This is a genomic window from Rhodococcus spongiicola, assembly GCF_004011835.1.
Lineage (GTDB): Bacteria > Actinomycetota > Actinomycetes > Mycobacteriales > Mycobacteriaceae > Prescottella > Prescottella spongiicola.
In genome coordinates this window covers 561,039-579,561 of sequence record NZ_RKLN01000003.1, presented here as the reverse complement: position 1 = coordinate 579,561, position 18,523 = coordinate 561,039, and the positions used below count along the sequence as shown (strand labels likewise).

19 protein-coding genes are annotated in these 18,523 nt (G+C 66.4%); 12 read left to right on the top strand and 7 right to left on the bottom strand.

Annotation, left to right across the window (positions count from 1 at the left end; translation table 11 throughout):
- The first annotated feature begins 48 nt into the window (after window positions 1-48).
- Window positions 49-1,389 (top strand): M16 family metallopeptidase, encoded by a 1,341-nt coding sequence (locus EF834_RS10755; RefSeq protein ID WP_127947177.1) that lies wholly within the window; start codon window positions 49-51, stop codon window positions 1,387-1,389.
- 19 nt (window positions 1,390-1,408) lie between these two features.
- Here the strand turns inward: EF834_RS10755 and EF834_RS10750 are convergent, their stop codons facing one another.
- Window positions 1,409-3,772: an arylsulfatase gene (locus EF834_RS10750; RefSeq protein WP_408014499.1), complete on the bottom strand. Its 2,364-nt coding sequence runs from the start codon at window positions 3,770-3,772 to the stop codon at window positions 1,409-1,411.
- 314 nt (window positions 3,773-4,086) lie between these two features.
- On the opposite strand from EF834_RS10750, the gene EF834_RS10745 reads away from it, so the two are divergent.
- From EF834_RS10745 to EF834_RS10730, 4 genes are all read left to right on the top strand, one after another.
- Window positions 4,087-4,959 (top strand): class I SAM-dependent methyltransferase, encoded by an 873-nt coding sequence (locus tag EF834_RS10745; RefSeq protein ID WP_127947175.1) that lies wholly within the window; start codon window positions 4,087-4,089, stop codon window positions 4,957-4,959.
- 92 nt (window positions 4,960-5,051) lie between these two features.
- Entirely contained in the window at window positions 5,052-5,810 is a 759-nt protein-coding gene (dapB, locus tag EF834_RS10740) for a 4-hydroxy-tetrahydrodipicolinate reductase (protein WP_127947174.1), read from the top strand.
- Window positions 5,807-6,274, top strand: a complete 468-nt coding sequence (locus EF834_RS10735) for a hypothetical protein (RefSeq protein WP_127947173.1) — start codon at window positions 5,807-5,809, stop codon at window positions 6,272-6,274. Before dapB ends, EF834_RS10735 begins: the two co-directional genes overlap by 4 nt.
- A 5-nt stretch (window positions 6,275-6,279) precedes the next feature.
- Window positions 6,280-6,765: a flavodoxin family protein gene (locus EF834_RS10730; RefSeq protein WP_127947172.1), complete on the top strand. Its 486-nt coding sequence runs from the start codon at window positions 6,280-6,282 to the stop codon at window positions 6,763-6,765.
- A gap of 34 nt (window positions 6,766-6,799) precedes the next feature.
- On the opposite strand, the gene EF834_RS10725 is transcribed toward EF834_RS10730, so the two are convergent.
- Both EF834_RS10725 and EF834_RS10720 read right to left on the bottom strand, forming a co-directional pair.
- Complete coding sequence (locus tag EF834_RS10725; RefSeq protein WP_127947171.1) at window positions 6,800-7,234, bottom strand: SRPBCC family protein; 435 nt, start codon at window positions 7,232-7,234, stop codon at window positions 6,800-6,802.
- Window positions 7,235-7,318: 84 nt separating this feature from the next.
- Window positions 7,319-7,840 carry a hypothetical protein gene (locus EF834_RS10720; RefSeq protein ID WP_127947170.1) on the bottom strand — a complete coding sequence of 174 codons (522 nt, stop codon included), beginning with the start codon at window positions 7,838-7,840 and terminating at the stop codon, window positions 7,319-7,321.
- A 217-nt stretch (window positions 7,841-8,057) separates the two neighbouring features.
- Between EF834_RS10720 and thyX the strand changes: the two genes are divergently transcribed.
- The 4 genes from thyX (at window position 8,058) to EF834_RS10700 (ending at window position 12,324) form a co-directional block, all read left to right on the top strand.
- Window positions 8,058-8,810 (top strand): FAD-dependent thymidylate synthase, encoded by a 753-nt coding sequence (gene thyX / locus EF834_RS10715; RefSeq protein WP_127947169.1) that lies wholly within the window; start codon window positions 8,058-8,060, stop codon window positions 8,808-8,810.
- A 66-nt stretch (window positions 8,811-8,876) separates the two neighbouring features.
- Window positions 8,877-9,785 carry a 4-hydroxy-tetrahydrodipicolinate synthase gene (dapA, locus tag EF834_RS10710; protein WP_127947168.1) on the top strand — a complete coding sequence of 303 codons (909 nt, stop codon included), beginning with the start codon at window positions 8,877-8,879 and terminating at the stop codon, window positions 9,783-9,785.
- The gene (locus EF834_RS10705; RefSeq protein ID WP_127947167.1) at window positions 9,782-11,713 is read left to right on the top strand and encodes a ribonuclease J; all 1,932 of its coding nucleotides are present in this window, start codon (window positions 9,782-9,784) and stop codon (window positions 11,711-11,713) included. The genes dapA and EF834_RS10705 overlap by 4 nt, the downstream gene beginning before the upstream one ends.
- A gap of 41 nt (window positions 11,714-11,754) precedes the next feature.
- Window positions 11,755-12,324 (top strand): DnaJ family domain-containing protein, encoded by a 570-nt coding sequence (locus EF834_RS10700; protein WP_127947166.1) that lies wholly within the window; start codon window positions 11,755-11,757, stop codon window positions 12,322-12,324.
- A 13-nt stretch (window positions 12,325-12,337) separates the two neighbouring features.
- Here EF834_RS10700 and EF834_RS10695 read toward each other — a convergent pair whose 3' ends face one another.
- A complete protein-coding gene (locus tag EF834_RS10695) occupies window positions 12,338-12,769 on the bottom strand; it encodes a pyridoxamine 5'-phosphate oxidase family protein (protein ID WP_127947165.1) in 432 nt (143 codons plus the stop codon).
- Window positions 12,770-12,880: 111 nt separating this feature from the next.
- Here EF834_RS10695 and EF834_RS10690 point away from each other — a divergent pair, with 111 nt between their 5' ends.
- Window positions 12,881-13,504, top strand: coding sequence for a TIGR03085 family metal-binding protein (locus EF834_RS10690; protein ID WP_127947164.1), 624 nt, complete (start codon window positions 12,881-12,883; stop codon window positions 13,502-13,504).
- A gap of 24 nt (window positions 13,505-13,528) precedes the next feature.
- Here EF834_RS10690 and EF834_RS18500 read toward each other — a convergent pair whose 3' ends face one another.
- Window positions 13,529-13,906 carry a hypothetical protein gene (locus tag EF834_RS18500; RefSeq protein WP_164874113.1) on the bottom strand — a complete coding sequence of 126 codons (378 nt, stop codon included), beginning with the start codon at window positions 13,904-13,906 and terminating at the stop codon, window positions 13,529-13,531.
- Between EF834_RS18500 and EF834_RS10685 the strand changes: the two genes are divergently transcribed.
- Window positions 13,905-16,388: a DNA translocase FtsK gene (locus EF834_RS10685; RefSeq protein ID WP_127947163.1), complete on the top strand. Its 2,484-nt coding sequence runs from the start codon at window positions 13,905-13,907 to the stop codon at window positions 16,386-16,388. The genes EF834_RS18500 and EF834_RS10685 overlap by 2 nt on opposite strands.
- Window positions 16,389-16,596: 208 nt before the next feature.
- Window positions 16,597-17,625, top strand: coding sequence for a TerC family protein (locus tag EF834_RS10680; protein ID WP_127947162.1), 1,029 nt, complete (start codon window positions 16,597-16,599; stop codon window positions 17,623-17,625).
- Window positions 17,626-17,655: 30 nt separating this feature from the next.
- Here EF834_RS10680 and EF834_RS10675 read toward each other — a convergent pair whose 3' ends face one another.
- The gene (locus EF834_RS10675; protein ID WP_127947161.1) at window positions 17,656-17,940 is read right to left on the bottom strand and encodes a YciI family protein; all 285 of its coding nucleotides are present in this window, start codon (window positions 17,938-17,940) and stop codon (window positions 17,656-17,658) included.
- Between the two features lie 39 nt (window positions 17,941-17,979).
- A complete protein-coding gene (locus EF834_RS10670; RefSeq protein WP_206615233.1) occupies window positions 17,980-18,516 on the bottom strand; it encodes an amino-acid N-acetyltransferase in 537 nt (178 codons plus the stop codon).
- Window positions 18,517-18,523 lie beyond the last annotated feature (7 nt).

Below are 18,523 nucleotides of genomic sequence, written 5' to 3'. Positions count from 1 at the left end.
ATCATCCGGCCACGACACTTCCGGAAGCAAGGAAACACGCACCGCCATATGGCTCAATCCCTCCGCGAGAAGCCGCAACGCGGCTCCGCACTCGATACCCACCTCCGCACCGGTGTCCAGCGCACCACGCTTCCCGGTGGCCTCCGCGTCGTAACCGAACACCTGCCCGGCGTGCGCTCGGCATCGGTCGGCATCTGGGTCGGCGTCGGCTCCCGCGACGAGCAGCCCACAGTCGCCGGCGCCGCGCACTTCCTCGAGCACTTGCTGTTCAAGTCCACCCCGACGCGCTCGGCCGTCGACATCGCGCAGATGATGGACGGCGTCGGTGGCGAGCTCAACGCCTTCACCGCGAAGGAACACACGTGCTTCTATGCCCACGTCCTCGACGACGACCTACCGCTCGCGATGGATCTGATCAGCGACGTGGTGCTGCGAGGGCGTTGCCGCTCCGTCGACGTCGACGTCGAACGGCAAGTGGTGCTCGAGGAGATCTCGATGCGCGACGACGACCCCGAGGACCTGCTCGGCGACACGTTCTCGACCGCGCTCTTCGGTGACCATCCGGTCGGACGACCGGTGATCGGCAGCACGGGCTCGATCGAATCGATGACCCGGACCCAGCTGCACTCATTCCACATGCGCCGGTACACACCCAATCGGATGGTGGTCGCGGTGGCGGGCAACGTCGAACACGAACATACGGTGGAACTGGTACGACGGGCGTTCGCCGGACACCTCGACCGCGGCACGGTGTCCGTACCCCGGCGAGAGGGTGCGATCCGGTTGCGGACGGCGCCGACGTTGAGCCTGACGAAGCGGGACGTCGAGCAGGCCCACCTGACGATGGGAGTTCGAGCCTTCGGTCGGCACGAGGGGCACCGCTGGCCGTTGTCGGTTCTCAACGCCGCGGTGGGTGGCGGCCTGAGTTCCCGCCTGTTCCAAGAGATCCGGGAGGAACGCGGCCTCGCGTACTCGGTCTACTCGGGTGTGGACACCTTCGCGGACACGGGTGCGTTCTTCGTGTATGCGGGGTGCCAGCCGGAGAACCTCGGAGACGTGACGACGTTGATACGCGAGGTCCTTGCGAGTGTCGCATCGAACGGGATCACCGATGCCGAATGCGCCCGCGCGAAAGGGTCGTTGCGCGGGTCGCTCGTGCTGGGGCTCGAGGACTCGGGGTCGCGGATGAACCGGATCGGCCGTAGCGAGCTGAACTACGGTAATCATCACTCGGTTTCGGAGACCCTCGCCCGGATCGACGAGGTCACCACCGACGACGTGCGGGAGGTCGCCCGGGTGCTACTGCAGCGGCCGTTCGCGGCCGCTGTGGTGGGACCGTACCGGGGCAAGCGGGATCTGCCCGCCTCGGTTCGGGGGATCGTCCGGTAGCGGCCGGAGTGGCCTGGCGTCACTGCCGGTACACCGCGACCCGTACGACGTCCGTCGGGTCGACGAGATGGCCGTGGTCGTCGTCACCGACGTCGATCTGAACCCAGTGGATCCGACCGTTGAAGGCGTTGTCGCCGCGTGGGTAGTCCGGGGTGACGGTCGACTGGCTGTCGCGCCCGACGTCGGTGTATTCGTAGCCGAACCCGAGGGGTTCGGTCCGCTCGATCCTGCCCGAGCCCACCGTCGCGCCGTCCACGAGCAGGGTCACGTCGCCCCCCTTGCCCAGGCCGCCGCCGTCGTAGGCGAACTCGATCCGTAGCTGCCGGGTTCCAGGGGGTACCGGCTGGTCGCCGCGAATGTGCGTGCGGTGGATACCGAAGAGGTTGTAGCAGAACGTGACCCGGCCTTCCTTCAGGTAGAAGGCCCAGCCACCGGCGTGCCCGCCTAGGCTGAGGATCACCCCGCTGGCCCCGGCCGCCAGATCGCTGGGGATGTCGACCTGCGCCGTCAGCGACCAGGACCGATTGCGCCAATTCACGATGTGCATCTCGAGTAGCCCGCCCATCCCCGGTAGCAGGACCTGCCTGTTGCCCGGAACCAGACGGGGTTTACCGGAGATCCCCGGCAGGACTCGCTCGAACACCCGGTCGTCGAGCGGGAGGACGTTGTTGCGTGTTGCCTCGATCAGGAACAGCCGCTGGAGTTCGTGCAGCCGGTCGGGGTGTTCCTTCGACAGGTCGTCGGACTGAGTCCAGTCGGACGTGCAGTCGTACAACTCCCACACGTCGTCGTCGAACGCGACTCCGGCGGCGCCGACGGTCTGCCACGGGGTCCGGTGCTTGGTGACCGCGCACCACCCCTTGTGGTAGATCCCGCGGTTGCCGAACATCTCGAAGTACTGCGTGACGTGGCGGTCGGGCGCTTCGGCATCGTCGAAGGTGTAGGTCATGTCGACGCCGTCGAACGGATCCTGCCGCACACCCTTGACCATCGAGGGCGCCGGTAGGTGCGCCGCCTCGAGCACGGTGGGGACGATGTCGATGACGTGGTGAAACTGGTGGCGTAGCTCTCCGTGAGCGGCGAACCCGTGCGGCCAGTGGACGATCGTCCCGTTGCGGGTTCCGCCCCAGTGCGACGCTATCTGCTTGGTCCATTGGTAGGGAGTGTCCATCGCATGCGCCCACCCGACCGCGTAGTGCGGCGACGACTCGGGGCCGCCGAGCTTGTCGAGCTGGCTGGTCAGGAATTCCGGAGTCTCGATCTCGGGCATGCCGTTGAGATTGATCAACTCGTTGAACGTACCCTGCAGCGTTCCCTCAGCCGAGGCGCCGTTGTCACCGATGATGTAGTAGACGAGCGTGTCGTCCAATGAACCGAGTTCCTCGATGGCGTCGACGACCCGACCGACTTGATGGTCGGTGTGTGCGAGGAACCCCGCGTAGTTCTCCATCTGACGACGCAGGACAGGCAGCAGCGCCTCGTCCATGTCCTCCCAGGCCGGAATGACCTCGTGTCGTCGGGTGAGTTCGGCATTCTCCGGAATCACTCCGAGCTGCTTCTGCCGTTCGAATATCCTTTCCCGCAACGCGTCCCACCCGTCGTCGAAGAGGCCTCGATATCTGTCGGCCCACTCCCTCGGCACATGGTGCGGCGCATGCGTGGCACCGGGCGCGAAGTAGAGGAAGAACGGCTTGTCGGGCGTGAGCGCTTTTTGTTGCCGCACCCACGCGATGGCTCTGGCGGCCAGATCCTCGGTGAGGTGGTACCCCTCCTCCGGCGTGCCCCACGGTTCGACCCGGCGAGTGCCCTCGTGCAGCGTCGGGTACCACTGATCGGTTTCCCCGCCGACGAAGCCGTAGAAATACTCGAAGCCGTTGCCGGGTGACGGCCAGCGTTCGAACGGCCCGGCCGGACTCGTCTCCCAGATGGGGACCTCGTGACATTTGCCGACGTGCGCGGTCGCGTAGCCGTTGAGGGTGAGGATCTCGGCCAACGGCGCGCACGTGTCGGGGCGCACCGAGCTGTACCCGGGCGACGAAGTAGCCAACTCGGTGATGCCGCCCATGCCCACCCGATGATGATTGCGCCCGGTCAGCAACGCCGCCCGGGTGGGGGAGCACAGCGCAGTGGTGTGGAATCGGGTGTATTTCAGGCCGCCGCCGGCCAGTCTCTCCGCCGTCGGTGTGTCGACGGGGCCACCGAACGCGCTCGACGCCCCGAAACCGACGTCGTCGAGCAGGACGATGAGGACGTTGGGCGCGCCGGCGGGTGGACGCAGCGGGCGGATCGGGGGATACGTCGCGTCGGGGTCCTTGGCGTCGTACAGGATCGTGCCGGAATAGACCTCGGGTGGTATCGGCAGGATCTGCCGCCCGGTGTCGATGCGGTACCTCTCGCCTTCCGAACCCATCGGGACATCCATCGCGGACGACCTCCCTCGAGGCGCGCGCACCAGTGGCGCCCGGCATGAGCGAGTGCGCACCTGACTTGACGGTACGTTCAGGCCGGCGTTCTTCGCAGCGGAATCTCAGCCGCGCCTGCATCGGTGCAGGAGTAGCCTGGAACGTACGGTCGGGCTTGTGGAGTAGCAGATCCCGGCCCGGGTAAGGCTGTTGAGGTGGTGTCGAGAACCGTTGGCCGGCAACCGTTTAGCGGCACCCATTATGTCCTGGACATCGCAACCGAACGAGGTGCGAAATGAACGAACTGGCGGAATGGGACATCGTGACCGGGGTCGGGATCACAGCGCTCGCAGTGGCTGCCGGCAGATCGATCGAGACCAACCGCGACGACGCGCTGGCCGCGGATCCATATGCCGAAGCATTCGTGGAGGCCGCGGCACCGCCGATGCCGATGCCGACCCGTCTCGAGGACGTCGACGACATCGAGAAGTCGTGGACTTGGCTGGCGGACTACATCGGCGTACGGACGCGGTACTTCGATGACTACTTCGCCGAGGCAAGTCGGGCCGGGATCGACCAGATGGTGCTGCTCGCCGCAGGTCTCGACGTGCGCGCCTACCGGCTGGACTGGCCGACCGGGACGACCGTCTACGAACTCGACGCCCCCAAGGTCTTGGCGTTCAAGGACGACGTCCTGGCCGTCGAGAAGGCTGGGCCCCGCGCGGATCGTCGGGCGCTCGCGGTAGACCTTCGGGAGGATTGGGCGGTTCCGCTGCAGAACAAGGGCTTCGATCGCTCCAAGCCTTCCGCGTGGTTGGCAGAGGGATTGCTGCCGTTCCTCCCGAACGCCGCGAAGGAACGATTGTTCCAATTCGTGACGGACCTGTCCGCACCCGGCAGTCGCCTCGAGCTCGAGCACGTCGACGACGCCCAGGCCATGCTGCAGGAGGATCAGTTCCAGCAGCTGAGTGAGCGTTTCGGCATCGACATGGCGGCCCTGTGGCCCGAGGAGGACGACCTCCACCCGGTTGAATGGCTCAGAGACCACGGCTGGGAGGTCGAGATCGCGTACTCGAGAGAGGTGGCCGAGCGATTCGGGCGCCCCCTCTTGAACCCTGACGGTGGCCCCTCGCGGTCAAGTGAGTTCATTACCGCCGTCCGCGTGTGACGCCGAGCGTCGGATACGGGCGGTCGAGTCGCGCACCGTAGGCTTACGTCGAGAACGAGCAGGGTTGCAAGGATTTCGGACGGAGCGGGTACGTGACTTCAGCAGCACCCATCAGGGTCGGTGTTCTGGGCGCGAAGGGCAAGGTCGGGCGCGCGATGTGCGAGGCCGTCGAGAAGGCTGACGACCTCGAACTGGTGGTCGGCGTCGACCAAGGCGATCGGATCGAGGGCATCGTCGACCAGCGGACCCAGGTCGTCATCGACTTCACCCACCCCGACGTGGTGATGGACAACCTCCACTTCCTGATCTCGAATGGCATCCATGCCGTCGTCGGGACCACCGGCTTCGACGACACCCGACTCGCGCAGGTGCAGTCCTGGCTGGATGCGAACCCGGGTGTCGGGGTGTTGATCGCGCCGAATTTCGCGATTGGAGCCGTGCTGTCAATGCGTTTCGCGGCGGCCGCGGCGCGCTTCTTCGACTCGGTCGAGGTGATCGAACTGCACCATCCCAACAAGGCCGACGCGCCGTCGGGTACCGCCTACCGGACCGCGGGTCTCATCGCCGAGGCACGGGAGAAGGCCGGTCTCGGGGCCAGTCCCGACGCGACGACCACCGAACTCGAGGGTGCGCGTGGTGCCGACGTGAGCGGGGTACGGGTGCACTCGGTGCGACTGGCCGGCCTCGTGGCGCATCAGGAGGTGCTCCTGGGTACTCAGGGGGAGACGCTGACGATCAGGCACGATTCGATCGACCGGAATTCCTTCGCCCCCGGCGTCCTGCTCGGCGTACGTGAGATCGCGCAGCGCCCCGGGCTGACCGTCGGCATCGACCCCCTGCTGGACCTGTGAAGAACCCGTCCACCCGCATTGTCGGCGCGATCGCGGCGATCGTCGCCGTTCTCGCGTTCTACTTCGTGCTCCTCGGCCAGCGGGGCGTCTCGTTGATCCAGGACGGCCGGGCTGTTCCGGTCGGGCTCGGCCTCGCGGTCCTGGTGCTGCCGGTGCTCGGTGTTTGGATGGTCGTGGCGACCATCAGGTCAGGTCTGGCGCACCAGCACCTCGCCCGCCGAATCCACCACGAGGGCCTCGAGTTGGATGTCTCGGACCTGCCGCGGCGACCCTCAGGCCGCATCGATCGCGGTGCCGCCGATGCGCTGTTCGCGCAGGTCAAGCAGGAATGGGAGGGCGATCCCGACAACTGGCGCAATTCCTATCGGTTGGCGAGAGCCTATGACTACGCCGGTGACCGCGGCAGGGCCCGCGAGACGATGCGGCGCGCCGTCGCACTCGAGAAGCTCGAGCGGGAAGGCTGACCGAGATGGCCGACGAGCCGCCGGAGAAGACCCAGAAGACGCTTCTGGTGGTCCACCACACGTCGTCTCCGGCGACCCGTGAACTACTCGAGGCCGTGCTGGCCGGTGCGCGTGATCCCGAGATCACCGGCGTCGTAGTGCGTTCCGTGCCTGCGCTGCACGCGACGCCGGTCGATGTGCTGAGCGCCGACGGTTACCTCTTCGGGACGTCCGCGAACTTCGGGTACATGTCCGGAGCGCTCAAGCACTTCTTCGACACGGTCTACTACCCGTGTCTCGACACCGTTGCCGGCCGCCCGTACGGGCTGTGGGTGCACGGCAACAACGACACCGCGGGTGCGGCGAAGTCGGTCCAGAAGATCGTCGGCGGACTGGAGCTGGCGCAGTCCGCGCAGATCGTCGAGATCGTCGGCCCCGTCGGCGCGGCCGACCGGGAGAGCTGCTACGAGCTCGGAGCCACGATCGCCGTCACCGTCGCCGGCGACCTCTGAGCCGGCCACCTCTGACAGGGGTCGTATCGGCGGCCTACTTGCCGCCGACGAACTTGGTCAACCCCTGACTGGCGGTGTCGAGAGCCATGTTCCGTGCCTTCTTCAGCATGAAGCCCGGCAGCGGGATCTTCGGGTCGATGGTCAGTTCGAACTTGACGAGTGTGCCGTCACCCTTGGGGGTGAGGGTGTACGACCCCTGCTGGCTGTTCTGCTGAGTGCTCTCGACCAGTGTCCACGACATGTATTTGTCGCCGTCCCACGAGTAGTCGACGACCTGCTCGTCGTTGATTCCCAGGATCGACACATTCATCCGCACCCGATTTGCGCGACCGTCCGGGTGCGTGCTCTCGACGACGACTTTCTTGTGAGGGGACGACCATTCGGGAAGGCGCTCCACGGCCGCGATGGCCGCCATGACATCGGCTGGCGCGGCCTTTACCTCGAACTCCTTTGCCCCGGAAACTGCCATTTGCACTCCTCTGCCTGGTGAACGATGAGATGCAATTAGATCATTTCGGAAGCGCAGGTTCCGGCAGGTGAACGGACGGGACGATCAGGAGTCGTCGGGGTCGGGACGGTTGTGGCGCATCTGGTCGTGCAGTGCGCCCTGAACCGCCTGCGAGACCCACGAGTTGAGTGACATTCCGTCCCGCAGGGCGGCCTCCTCGGCGCGCGCCTTGATCTGGTCGACCAGCCGCAGCGTCACGCGACTGATGTCGCCGGTGACGTCCTCGAGCGTGCGGTAGGGGTCTGCAGCGTCGTCCGAACTCGACGTGTTGTGCGAGTTCGACGCCGTGTTGTGCGAGTTCGACGGGGACTCGTCGGAAGAGGATGGGCGTCGGACCGTCTCGACGCTGGCGGCGGTGCCGTCGAACCGCACGTGGAGTGTGCGGTCGCCCAGTTCGTCTGACGCCTCGCGGGCCAAGTCGGACAGCGCCGACACGAGCATGAGCTGAGCCGACCGCTCGACCGCACCCCCGAGGGCCTCGGCGATGCGCTGGGTGTCGGCGTCACCGAGGGCTGCTGCGGCCGCGACGTCGTCGCGCAATCTGCTGGTGTAGTCCGTGAGTTCCATGACGTCATTCTGACGTCATCATGGCGTCACCGCAAGGGGCAGTGACGTCATTCTTGATGTCACAACCGGGGCGAGTAGCCGAAATCGTAAGTGTCTTGGCCGCCGCGAAGATGCGCGCGGCGAGTTCCGACCGTGCAGCGTCGACCGAGAGGCGGCGATCAGGCGGCGGCGATATGGTGCGCACCGGGGATGAGAGGCGAGATCGGGAGGAATCGCGATGCGGAATGCGGCATCTTTGAACGTTCAACTTATTGCGAAGACGGAGTTCGTCCCGCCGACTGACGTCCCGTGGCAGACCGACGCGGACGGCGGCGAAGCACTCGCCGAGTTCGCCGGCCGGGCTTGCTACCAGAGTTGGTCCAAGCCGAACCCGCGCACCGCCTCCAATGTCGGATACCTGCGGCATCTACTGGAAGTGGGCCACCTGTCGGTTCTCGAGCACGCGAGTGTGAGCTTCTACATCACCGGGATCTCACGCTCCTGCACACACGAGCTGATCCGGCACCGGCACTTCTCGTACTCGCAGTTATCGCAGCGGTTCGTGCGCGAGACCGATGCCAACTTCGTCATCCCGCCCGCGATTGCCGGTGACGAGCAACTCGAGGCGTTGTTCGAGAAGGCCGCCGACGCGAGCCGTGAAGCTTATGCGGAGTTGCTGGCCGCGCTCGAGGCGAAGCTCGCCGACGTGCCGAACGGACCGATCCGGAACAAGCAGGCCCGCCAGGCCGCTCGCTCGGTGCTGCCCAACGCCACCGAGACCCGCCTTGTGGTTAGCGGCAACTACCGCGCGTGGCGCCACTTCATCGAAATGCGTGCCACCGAGCACGCCGACGTCGAGATCCGTCGCGTCGCCGTCGAATGCCTTCGGCAGTTGCAGGGCTGCGCCCCGAATGTGTTCGGAGACTTCGAAATCGCCGAACTGCCGGATGGTTCGGAAATCGCCACGAGCGAGTTCGATAGGGTCGGCTGACTGCGGCGACGCCCCGGGGGTGCCGTCGGTTCAAGTCTGCATCGGTGACCGGGTAGCCTTCTGACCATGACTTACGGTGATTCAGCTGGTTCCGTCGAGCGTCCGTTCGGCACCGTCCTCACGGCGATGGTGACTCCATTCACCAAGGACGGGAAGCTGGATCTGGACGCGGGTGTCGAGTTGGCTGCCCACCTCGTTGACAACGGCTGTGACGGATTGGTGCTGGCCGGTACCACGGGCGAGTCGCCGACCACCACCGAGAACGAAAAGCTCGAGTTGTTGCGCGCGGTCGTGGACACCGTCGGCGACCGCGCCCGGATCGTCGCCGGGGCCGGCAGCAACGACACAGCACACAGTATCGAGCTCGCGCGGGATGCCGCGCGGGCCGGCGCCCACGGGCTCCTCGTCGTGACGCCCTACTACTCGCGCCCGCCGCAGGCGGGCCTGTACGCCCACTTCACCGCTGTCGCCGACGCCACCGATCTTCCGGTGATGCTTTACGACATTCCGCCGCGCTCCGTGGTTCCCATCGAGACCGAGACCATCCGCGCTCTCGCCGACCATCCGCGCATCCTCGCGGTCAAGGACGCCAAGGGCGACCTCAACGCGGGTGCCGAGCTGATCGGCACCACCGACCTCGACTTCTTCTCGGGTGACGACCCACTCAACCTGCCGTGGCTGTCCGTCGGCGCGATCGGCTTCGTAAGCGTCATCGGCCACCTGGTGCCGCAGCGTCTGCGTGCGCTGCACACCGCGTTCATGGAGGGCGACCTCGCGACGGCGCGTGAGATCAACCTGAGTCTCGTGCCAGTGAACCGCTCCGTGGCCCGACTCGGCGGCGTAAGCGCTTCGAAGGCCGGACTGCGACTCCTGGGCATCGACGTCGGCGACCCGCGACTGCCGCAGGTTGCCCCCACCACCGAGCAGATCGACGTCCTGGCGGCGGACCTGCATGCCGCGGGGGTGCTCGCATGACCCGTCCGACCCGCCGTCGCAGTGCTTTCCGTCAGGCCGGCCCGCCGAGCACCGCAGCCGAACGTTCCCAGTCGTCCGAGTCGGCTGCGCCGGCCGTCGAGCGCACCGAGAGTCCGGCGGCGCGACGGGAGGCGGCGGTGAAGGAAGGCGGCAGGAAGCCGCAGTCCCGCCGCTCGGGGAGCGCCAAGTCGCGGCCGGCTCGAGCCGGCGGTGCCAATGCGCCGTCCGTTCGGGCCGCCGGTGACCCGACCGATCGTCTCGGCCTGCCACCGAAAGCACCCGCGAAGGGCCTGCGGGTGGTCGCGCTCGGTGGCATCGGTGAGATCGGTCGAAACATGACCGTCTTCGAGCACGAGGGCCGACTGCTCATCGTCGACTGCGGCGTGCTGTTCCCGGAGGACCAGCAGCCCGGCGTCGACCTGATCCTCCCCGACTTCCGGTACATCGAGGACCGGATGGACGACGTCGAGGCGATCATCCTCACGCACGGCCACGAGGATCACATCGGCGCTGTTCCGTTCCTGCTGCGGCTGCGACCCGACATCCCGGTCGTCGGTGCCAGGTTCACCCTCGCGCTCGTCGCCGCCAAGTGTCGTGAGCACCGTCTTCGTCCCAACCTCGTCGAGGTCGCCGAGGGTGGCGGCACCGCCCACGGCCCGTTCGACTGCGAGTACTTCGCCGTCAATCACTCGATCCCGGACGCGATTGCCGTCGCCATCCGCACGTCGGCAGGTCTGGTACTGCACACGGGCGACATCAAGCTCGACCAACTGCCACTCGACGGCCGCCTCACCGACCTCGCGGGCTTCTCCCGACTCGGCGACGAGGGCGTCGATCTGTTCCTCGTCGATTCGACCAACGCCGAGGTACCGGGCTTCGTGACCCCCGAACGGGAGATCGGCGGCGTGCTCGACCACGTCATCGGCAAGGCCACTCAGCGGGTGATCGTTGCGTCGTTCGCAAGCCACGTGCACCGGATCCAGCAGGTCGTCGACGTCGCCGAGCGGTACAACCGTCGGGTCGCGTTCGTGGGCCGCTCGATGGTCCGGAACATGCAGATCGCGCAAGATCTCGGCTACCTGTCGGTGCCGGACGGCTTGGTAGTCGACATGGACACCGCGGCGAGTCTGCCCGACGACAAACTCGTCCTCGTTTCCACTGGATCCCAGGGCGAGCCCCTGTCGGCGCTGTCGCGGATGGCGCGGGGAGAACACCGCCAGATCAACATCCGTGCGAACGACCTCGTCGTGCTCGCGTCGTCACTGATCCCCGGCAACGAGAACTCGGTGTTCGCGGTCGTCAACGGCCTCGCCAAGCGCGGCGCAACCATCATCACGCAGCAGAACGCCAAGGTTCACGTCTCCGGACACGCGTCCGCCGGTGAGCTGTTGTACTTGTACAACGCGGTACGGCCCACCAACGCGATGCCGGTGCACGGCGAGTGGCGCCACCTGCGGGCCAACGCGGCACTGGCGAAGGCCACGGGCGTCCCGGAGGATCGGATCGTGCTCGCCGAGGACGGCGTGGTCGTCGACATGGTCGACGGTCTCGCCGAGATCGTCGGGCGGGTCCCGGTCGGGCACGTGTACGTCGACGGCAACTCGGTCGGGGACGTCGGTGACTCGACGCTGTCGGACCGTCTGATCCTGGGCGAGGGCGGGTTCATTTCGATTTCGCTCGCGGTCGATTCGGCCACGGGCCGTGCCGTCAGCACTCCCGAGGTGGCCGGTCGCGGCTTTTCCGACGATCCCGCCGCACTCAAGGAGGCTGCGACGCTCGTCGAGTCCGAACTCGTGCGATTGGCGAGCGAGGGTATCGATGACACTCACCGCATCGCGCAGGCCGTGCGCCGGGTGGTGGGACGATGGGTGGCGGAGAAGTACCGGCGTCGGCCGATGATCGTGCCGACCGTCATCGGGGTGCCGTAGCCGGAGGTTGTGGGCAAGACGGGTGAGGAGGTTGTCCCGTCATGGTCGAGCGCAAGCCGCTGCGTGCCACGTTCGAGTCGTGGGTCGAAAAGCAGATCCGGGGCGCGTACGAGCGCGGTGAGTTGGACAACCTCGAGGGGGCCGGCAAGCCGATCCCCGCCGGTGGTGGCGAAGACTGGTGGGTGCGCGGGTATCTCCGGCGTGAGGGGCTCTCAGCCGACGACTTGCTGCCCGAACCCCTGCGGCTGCGCAAGGACATCGAGCGGCTGCCGGCGGCGGTACGGCGCGACCGCACCGAGCGCGAGGTTCGGGACGAGGTCGCTCGCCTCAACCGGAGGATCGTGACGTGGCTGCGGAACCCGTCCGGCCCCCATGTCCCCATCGGGCGGGTCGACGCCGATGAGGTGGTCGAGCGGTGGCGCGCCGAACGGGCTTCGACGTCATACGCGGAGGCCGCCGGGATCGACGAGGAGCAGCGCAGAGCCCGTCGGGTTCTTGCGCGCGCCGCGCTGGCCGAAGCCGGCTACCGCGAGATCCGTCGGAGGGAAGTGCGGTTCGGCCGCCGTCGTCGCCTCGTGTGGCCGTTCCGGCGACGACGCGGCACTCGCTGAGGCTCAGGGAGGCTCAGGACTCGAGCTTCCCGTAGTCGACGGTGTACCACCGCTCGGGTCGCATCCGGATCAGGACGGCCTTGTCGTTGAACGACTCGCTGATGAACGCTCGCGCCTCGGTTTCGGGCAAGTATCTGCGCACGAGCGGGAGGACGTCATCGGGGTTGACGGCGTCCTGGAACGTGGCAGCCCCCTCCACGCTGACGTACCGGTACGGCGGCGCCTCCTGCTGTGCACAGAGGCTGAACCTGCCGTTTGCCCGAATGAGTCGCTCCTTGACGGTGCCGCGGTTGGTCCACACGACCACGTCGCCGCCAGGGGAGTAGTCGTACCAGATCGGTACCGCGAGGGGCGCCCGGTCGTCTTGCTCCGCGGCGATCACCCCCACGTGTACGTCGGCGAGGAACTGCTCGCGTTCGTGCTCGGTCATGGTGATCGTCGACATTTGTGGCTCCTCACACGAGAGTCCGGTCGATTCCTGCTCCGGTCGATACCTACGGTACGACTCGTCGCAAGACCCTCGCCCGTTCGAGTCGAGGTCCGGCTACGGTTGGGTGTGCCTTTTGCCCGCGATGAACGCCATGCCCTGGTCGACACGATGCGCATGATCGGACCGGATGCGCCCACGCTTTGCGGTGACTGGACCGTGCGGGATCTCGCCGCCCACATCGTGCTTCGCGAGCGTCGATTCGACGCGAGCCCGGGGATCATGGTGTCGGCGCTGTCCGGGTACGCCGATCGGGTCCAGCGTGGCATCGCCAGGAGGGACTGGAACGCCTTACTCGACGACGTCCGGTCGGGTCCGCCGGTCTGGTCCCCGCTTCGGTGGGTCGACGAGCAGGCCAATCTCGCCGAGATGTTCGTCCACCACGAGGACGTCCGGCGCGCCCAAAAGCACTGGTCGGTGCGCGCGTTGCCCGATCGGTTGCAGGACAAACTCTGGGCCGTCGCGACCGGGATCGGCCGGCGCAGCTACCGCCGGTCCCCGCTGACGGTCGTCCTCGAGCGACCCGACGGGAAGCGTGCCACGGTGCGGTCCGTCGGTGCCACCTCGGTGACGCTCCGCGGGGAGCCCGCCGAACTGCTGATGTATGCGTTCGGACGCGATCAGGCGCAGGTGGAGTTCGAAGGAAAGCCCGAGGACGTGGCGGTGGTCGCCGGACTCGACCGCAATGTGTGACCGTCTCCCGTTGCCGCAGCCGTGTCAGAGCACGTGAACGGGTGTGGCGTGTGTTGTGGATGGTCCGGATGGGGTCGTAGCGTCTAACCTGACCTGTATGGCAGGGAAGACAAGCGCCCGTGGATCGAGTTCGAAGGCTTCCACGTCGCGGACCCGAGCGCGCTCAGCCTCTGCTGCGCGCGGCGCATCGTCTCGCACATCTCGCGCCGCGAGCCGCAGCGGTTCCGCGGCCGCGGCGCGAACCTCCGCGTCGCGCAGGTCCTCCACGGCTCGCGGTTCGGCCAGGCGTAAACCCGCCGCCTCGCGTGCGGGTTCGGTCCGTCGCAGACCGAGCAGGAAGACGCATCGAGGAACCAATGCGTTCGCCTCGGTGGGCCGTCGTATCGGCGCCGGTTGGTCCATGGCCACCAGGGGACTGGGCGCGACCGCCCGGACGATCGGCAAGGCCACCGATGTCGCGCACGGCCACCGCCGAGACGGGATCGCGCTGGGGCTGATCGCGGTCAGCGTCGTTATCGCGGGAGGGATGTGGTTCTCAGCCGGCGGCCCGGTGGGGCAATGGATCGAAACCTGCGTGCGCGCAGTCGTCGGCGCGGTTGCTGCGGTCCTACCGATCGTCGGAGTCGTCATCGCAGTCGTACTGATGCGGACCGCACCGAAGCCCGACGACCGGGTCGGCTTGATCTGGGGCTCGCTGCTCGTTGGGTTGCCGGCCGTCGGGCTGTGGCACCTCGCGTCAGGCTCGCCGACATCGTCGACCGGTTGGCCGGAGGGTGCCGGGGTGGTCGGCTACCTCGTTGCCGGCCCGCTCACGAGGGGCGTCACCGAATGGTTGTCGGTACCCCTTTTGCTGATGGCGATGTTCTTCGGTGTCCTACTGCTGACCAAGACCACGGTGCGCGAGGTCCCGGAACGGTTGCGGTCCTGGTTCGGTGCCTCGTACCGCGGCGACGACTACGACGAGTACGGCCACGACTCCGACCCCGACTTCCGGGATGGCTACGGCCACGGTCCGGACGAGGACGATCCGAGCCTGTTCGACGTGGACGGCTACCCGGTCGAGGGTGTCGAGACGGCACGGCTGTCCCGCCGCACACCGCGCCGCCATCGTGGCACCCCGGAGGAGAACTATCCCACCGACGAGGTCCACGAGGGCGCCGCGACCGAGGTGCTCGGGTTGTGGGATCCGGGTGATCTCGACGGTGTGCCGGTCCCACCGGAATCGGAGTCTGCATCTGAGTCCGACTCCGAGCCCGAGTCGGGGCGGCCCGGGTCCGCCGCATCTGTCCGGCCCGGATCGCGCGCTCGCAGCACCCCACCGCCCACTCCGGAGCAGGAAACCGCCCCCACACCGGAGGAGGATGTCTTCGTCCCGGACCGGATCGTCGAGGGCGACTACGTGCTGCCGCCGATGTCGCTGCTGCTCGAGGGCGACCCGCCGAAGCTGGGCAGCAAGGCCAACGATTCGATGATCGAGGCGATCACCGAGGTCCTCGAGCAGTTCAAGATCGACGCGGCTGTGACCGGGTACACCCGCGGTCCCACGGTCACGCGGTACGAGGTGGAACTCGGCCCCGGCGTAAAGGTGGAGAAGATCACCGCCCTCACCCGCAATATCGCCTATGCGGTCGCCACCGACAACGTGCGACTGTTGGCACCGATCCCGGGCAAGTCGGCCGTGGGCATCGAGGTGCCCAACTCGGACCGTGAGATGGTGCGCCTGTCCGACGTGCTCGCCGCGCCACCCACCCGCAAGGACCACCATCCGCTCGTGATCGGTCTCGGCAAGGACATCGAAGGCGATTTCGTGAGCGCCAACCTTGCGAAGATGCCGCACCTGCTGGTCGCGGGCTCTACCGGATCCGGCAAGTCGAGCTTCGTGAACTCCATGCTCGTGTCGCTGCTTACCCGCGCGACCCCGGACGAGGTCCGGATGATCCTCATCGACCCCAAGATGGTCGAGCTCACCCCCTACGAGGGCATTCCACACCTGATCACGCCGATCATCACCCAGCCCAAGAAGGCGGCGGCGGCACTGGCGTGGCTCGTCGAGGAGATGGAGCAGCGTTACCAGGACATGCAGGCGAGCCGGGTCCGGCACATCGACGACTTCAACACCAGGGTGAAGTCCGGAGAGATCACCGCGCCGTTGGGCAGCGAGCGCGTGTACCGGCCGTACCCGTACATCCTTGCGATCGTGGACGAACTCGCCGACCTGATGATGACGGCGCCTCGGGATGTCGAGGAGGCGATCGTCCGGATCACACAGAAGGCCCGTGCTGCCGGCATCCATCTCGTGCTCGCGACGCAGCGACCGTCCGTCGATGTCGTGACTGGTCTGATCAAGACCAATGTGCCGTCGCGGCTGGCGTTCGCGACGTCGTCGCTCACCGACTCCCGGGTCATCCTCGATCAGCCCGGTGCCGAGAAACTCATCGGCATGGGTGACGGGTTGTTCCTGCCGATGGGTGCGGGCAAGCCGATCCGGATGCAGGGTGCGTTCATCAGCGACGAAGAGATCGCCGCGGTTGTCGACTTCACCAAGAACCAGGCCGAGCCCGAGTACACCGAGGGCGTCACGTCAGCCAAAGCGGGCGAGAAGAAGAACGTCGACCCCGACATAGGCGACGACATGGATGTGTTCCTCCAGGCCGTCGAACTGGTCGTATCGAGCCAGTTCGGATCGACGTCGATGCTGCAGCGCAAGCTGCGCGTCGGTTTCGCCAAGGCAGGTCGGCTGATGGATCTGATGGAGACCCGTGAAATCGTCGGGCCGAGCGAAGGCTCGAAGGCTCGGGAGGTGCTCATCAAGCCCGACGAACTGGACGGTCTGCTGTGGTCCATCCGCGGTGGTGGCCCCAACCTGGCCGAGAGCGTCGACTGAGCGATTCGTCACGGTCGTTCGGCCCAGGAAGTGCCTCTGTGGTTGAATAAGGGGCACTTTGGAGGGGAGTATCCCCGTCCCCGCGACAGGCTCGTCAACACGAGCGGCACCGTTGCTGCTCCGGTTCTGTCGACCGATCCGCTCGTGGTGAAGCGGGTAGGTGGGAGAGACCTCCGGTGGTGGCGTACCTACCGGAGGTCAAATATCGATGGCTGTCTCCCCGCTTGTCTGGATCATCACGTGCTTGGTGATTCTCGGACTGTTCGTCTTCGACTTCTTCGCCCACGTGCGCACTCCGCACGCCCCGACATTCCGTGAGTCGGCGTTCTGGTCGGCGGTGTACATCGCCCTGGCGATCGCTTTCGGCATCTTCGTGATCGCGGTCTGGGGGACCACGTTCGGCGGCGAGTACTTCGCGGGGTACGTGACGGAAAAGGCGCTGTCGGTCGACAACCTGTTCGTCTTCGTGATCATCATGTCGACGTTCGCGGTGCCGCGCGAGTATCAGCAGAAGGTCCTGCTGATCGGCATCGTGATGGCGCTCGTCATGCGCGGTGCGTTCATCGCGGTCGGCGCGGCCGCGATCAACGCATACAGCTGGGTGTTCTACCTGTTCGGCGCGTTCCTGATCTACACCGCAGCAATGCTGATCAAGGACGCCGGCCACAGCCCGGAGGCCGAGCAGGAACGCGAGAACAAGATCGTTCGGCTGGTAAAGCGGTTCCTTCCGACATCCGAGGAGTACGACGGCGACAAGCTGATCACCAAGGTCGACGGCAAGCGCATGGTGACGCCGTTGCTCGTTGCGCTCGTCGTCATCGGCTTCACCGACGTGCTGTTTGCGCTGGACTCGATCCCCGCGATCTACGGCCTGACCCAGGAGCCGTACCTGGTGTTCACGGCCAACGCGTTCGCATTGATGGGTCTGCGGCAGTTGTTCTTCCTGATCGGAGGCCTGCTCGAGCGCCTGGTGTACCTCTCGTACGGCCTGTCGATCATCCTGGCCTTCATCGGCGTCAAGCTGGTTCTGCACGCCCTGCACGAGAACACCCTGCCGTTCATCAACGACGGCCAGCACGTTGTCGTGCCCGAGATCTCGACAGCCGTGTCGTTGAGTGTGATCATCGGCGTTCTGGTGGTGACGGCGGTTGCAAGCCTGATCAAGACCCGGAACGGTCCCGCCGGCCAGGACGGCTCCGACCTCGACGCCCAGAAGGACGCGCAGCGGCAGAAGTAGGTCAGCGAGGCAGGGCCGGCTGCCCGTCTGCTACCTGGCGAAGGCTCCGAAGACCGGGATCCATTCGCGAATGGTCACTTGTTCCAGCAAGTTGGCCCTTGCGAATGGATCCTGGTCGAAGAAGGAACGAAGCTCGTCGAGGTTCGACGCCTCGGCCACCATCAGCGCACCGCTGCCGTCGGCAAACGGCCCGTAGGAGTGCAAGGTGCCGCGGCGTTCCAGATCAGAGAGCCAAGCCCGGTGATCGGTCCGGTGGTCGTCGCGCTGCGCGGACTTGTCGGGGGCGTACGTGTACTGGACGAAGAACAGCGACATGATTCCTCGATCCCCGGTATGAAGCCACCGGTGTGGAAGTCATCGGAGTGTCAGCAGCATGCGGGTATTACCCAGCGTATTGGGTTTGACGTAGCTCAGGTCCAAGAACTCCGCTACGCCGGTGTCGTAGGAACGGCACATCTCCGCATAAACCTCTGCGGTCACTGGCGTGCCGTCGATCTCGGCGAAGCCGTGTTTCGCGAAGAACTCGACCTCGAAGGTGAGCACGAATAGCCGTTCGAGGTCGAGTTCGCGAGCCACCTCGATCAGTTTCGCGACGATGAGGTGGCCTGCACCCCTGCCCTTCACCCGGGGGTCGACAGCTATGGTGCGCACCTCGCCCAGGTCGGACCACAGCACGTGCATCGCACCGCAACCGACGACGGTGTCGGCCAGTTCGACCACCCAGAACTCCTGCACAGACTCGTACAGCGTTACGAGGTTCTTCTCGAGCAGGATCCGTCCTGCGTAGATGTCGATGAGCCTTTTGATCTCCGGCACATCCGAGGTGCGCGCACGTCGCACTTTCAGTCCTTCGGCCTCGTCCGTTCCAGCTACCGGAGTCCCAGAAGTCATGTGGTGC

Bases quoted from the DNA above. Each gene is read 5' to 3' on its own strand.
- EF834_RS10695 (WP_127947165.1), bottom strand. From the start codon at position 12,769: ATGTCGACGATCACCATGACCGAGCACGAACGCGAGCAGTTCCTCGCC.
- EF834_RS10720 (WP_127947170.1), bottom strand. From the start codon at position 7,840: ATGGAACTCACGGACTACACCAGCAGATTGCGCGACGACGTCGCGGCC.
- EF834_RS10745 (WP_127947175.1), top strand. From the start codon at position 4,087: ATGAACGAACTGGCGGAATGGGACATCGTGACCGGGGTCGGGATCACA.
- EF834_RS10725 (WP_127947171.1), bottom strand. From the start codon at position 7,234: ATGGCAGTTTCCGGGGCAAAGGAGTTCGAGGTAAAGGCCGCGCCAGCC.
- EF834_RS10685 (WP_127947163.1), top strand. From the start codon at position 13,905: ATGGCCACCAGGGGACTGGGCGCGACCGCCCGGACGATCGGCAAGGCC.
- thyX (WP_127947169.1), top strand. From the start codon at position 8,058: ATGCGGAATGCGGCATCTTTGAACGTTCAACTTATTGCGAAGACGGAG.
- EF834_RS10705 (WP_127947167.1), top strand. From the start codon at position 9,782: ATGACCCGTCCGACCCGCCGTCGCAGTGCTTTCCGTCAGGCCGGCCCG.
- EF834_RS18500 (WP_164874113.1), bottom strand. From the start codon at position 13,906: ATGGACCAACCGGCGCCGATACGACGGCCCACCGAGGCGAACGCATTG.
- EF834_RS10700 (WP_127947166.1), top strand. From the start codon at position 11,755: ATGGTCGAGCGCAAGCCGCTGCGTGCCACGTTCGAGTCGTGGGTCGAA.
- EF834_RS10680 (WP_127947162.1), top strand. From the start codon at position 16,597: ATGGCTGTCTCCCCGCTTGTCTGGATCATCACGTGCTTGGTGATTCTC.
- EF834_RS10670 (WP_206615233.1), bottom strand. From the start codon at position 18,516: ATGACTTCTGGGACTCCGGTAGCTGGAACGGACGAGGCCGAAGGACTG.
- EF834_RS10730 (WP_127947172.1), top strand. From the start codon at position 6,280: ATGGCCGACGAGCCGCCGGAGAAGACCCAGAAGACGCTTCTGGTGGTC.
- EF834_RS10675 (WP_127947161.1), bottom strand. From the start codon at position 17,940: ATGTCGCTGTTCTTCGTCCAGTACACGTACGCCCCCGACAAGTCCGCG.
- dapA (WP_127947168.1), top strand. From the start codon at position 8,877: ATGACTTACGGTGATTCAGCTGGTTCCGTCGAGCGTCCGTTCGGCACC.
- EF834_RS10755 (WP_127947177.1), top strand. From the start codon at position 49: ATGGCTCAATCCCTCCGCGAGAAGCCGCAACGCGGCTCCGCACTCGAT.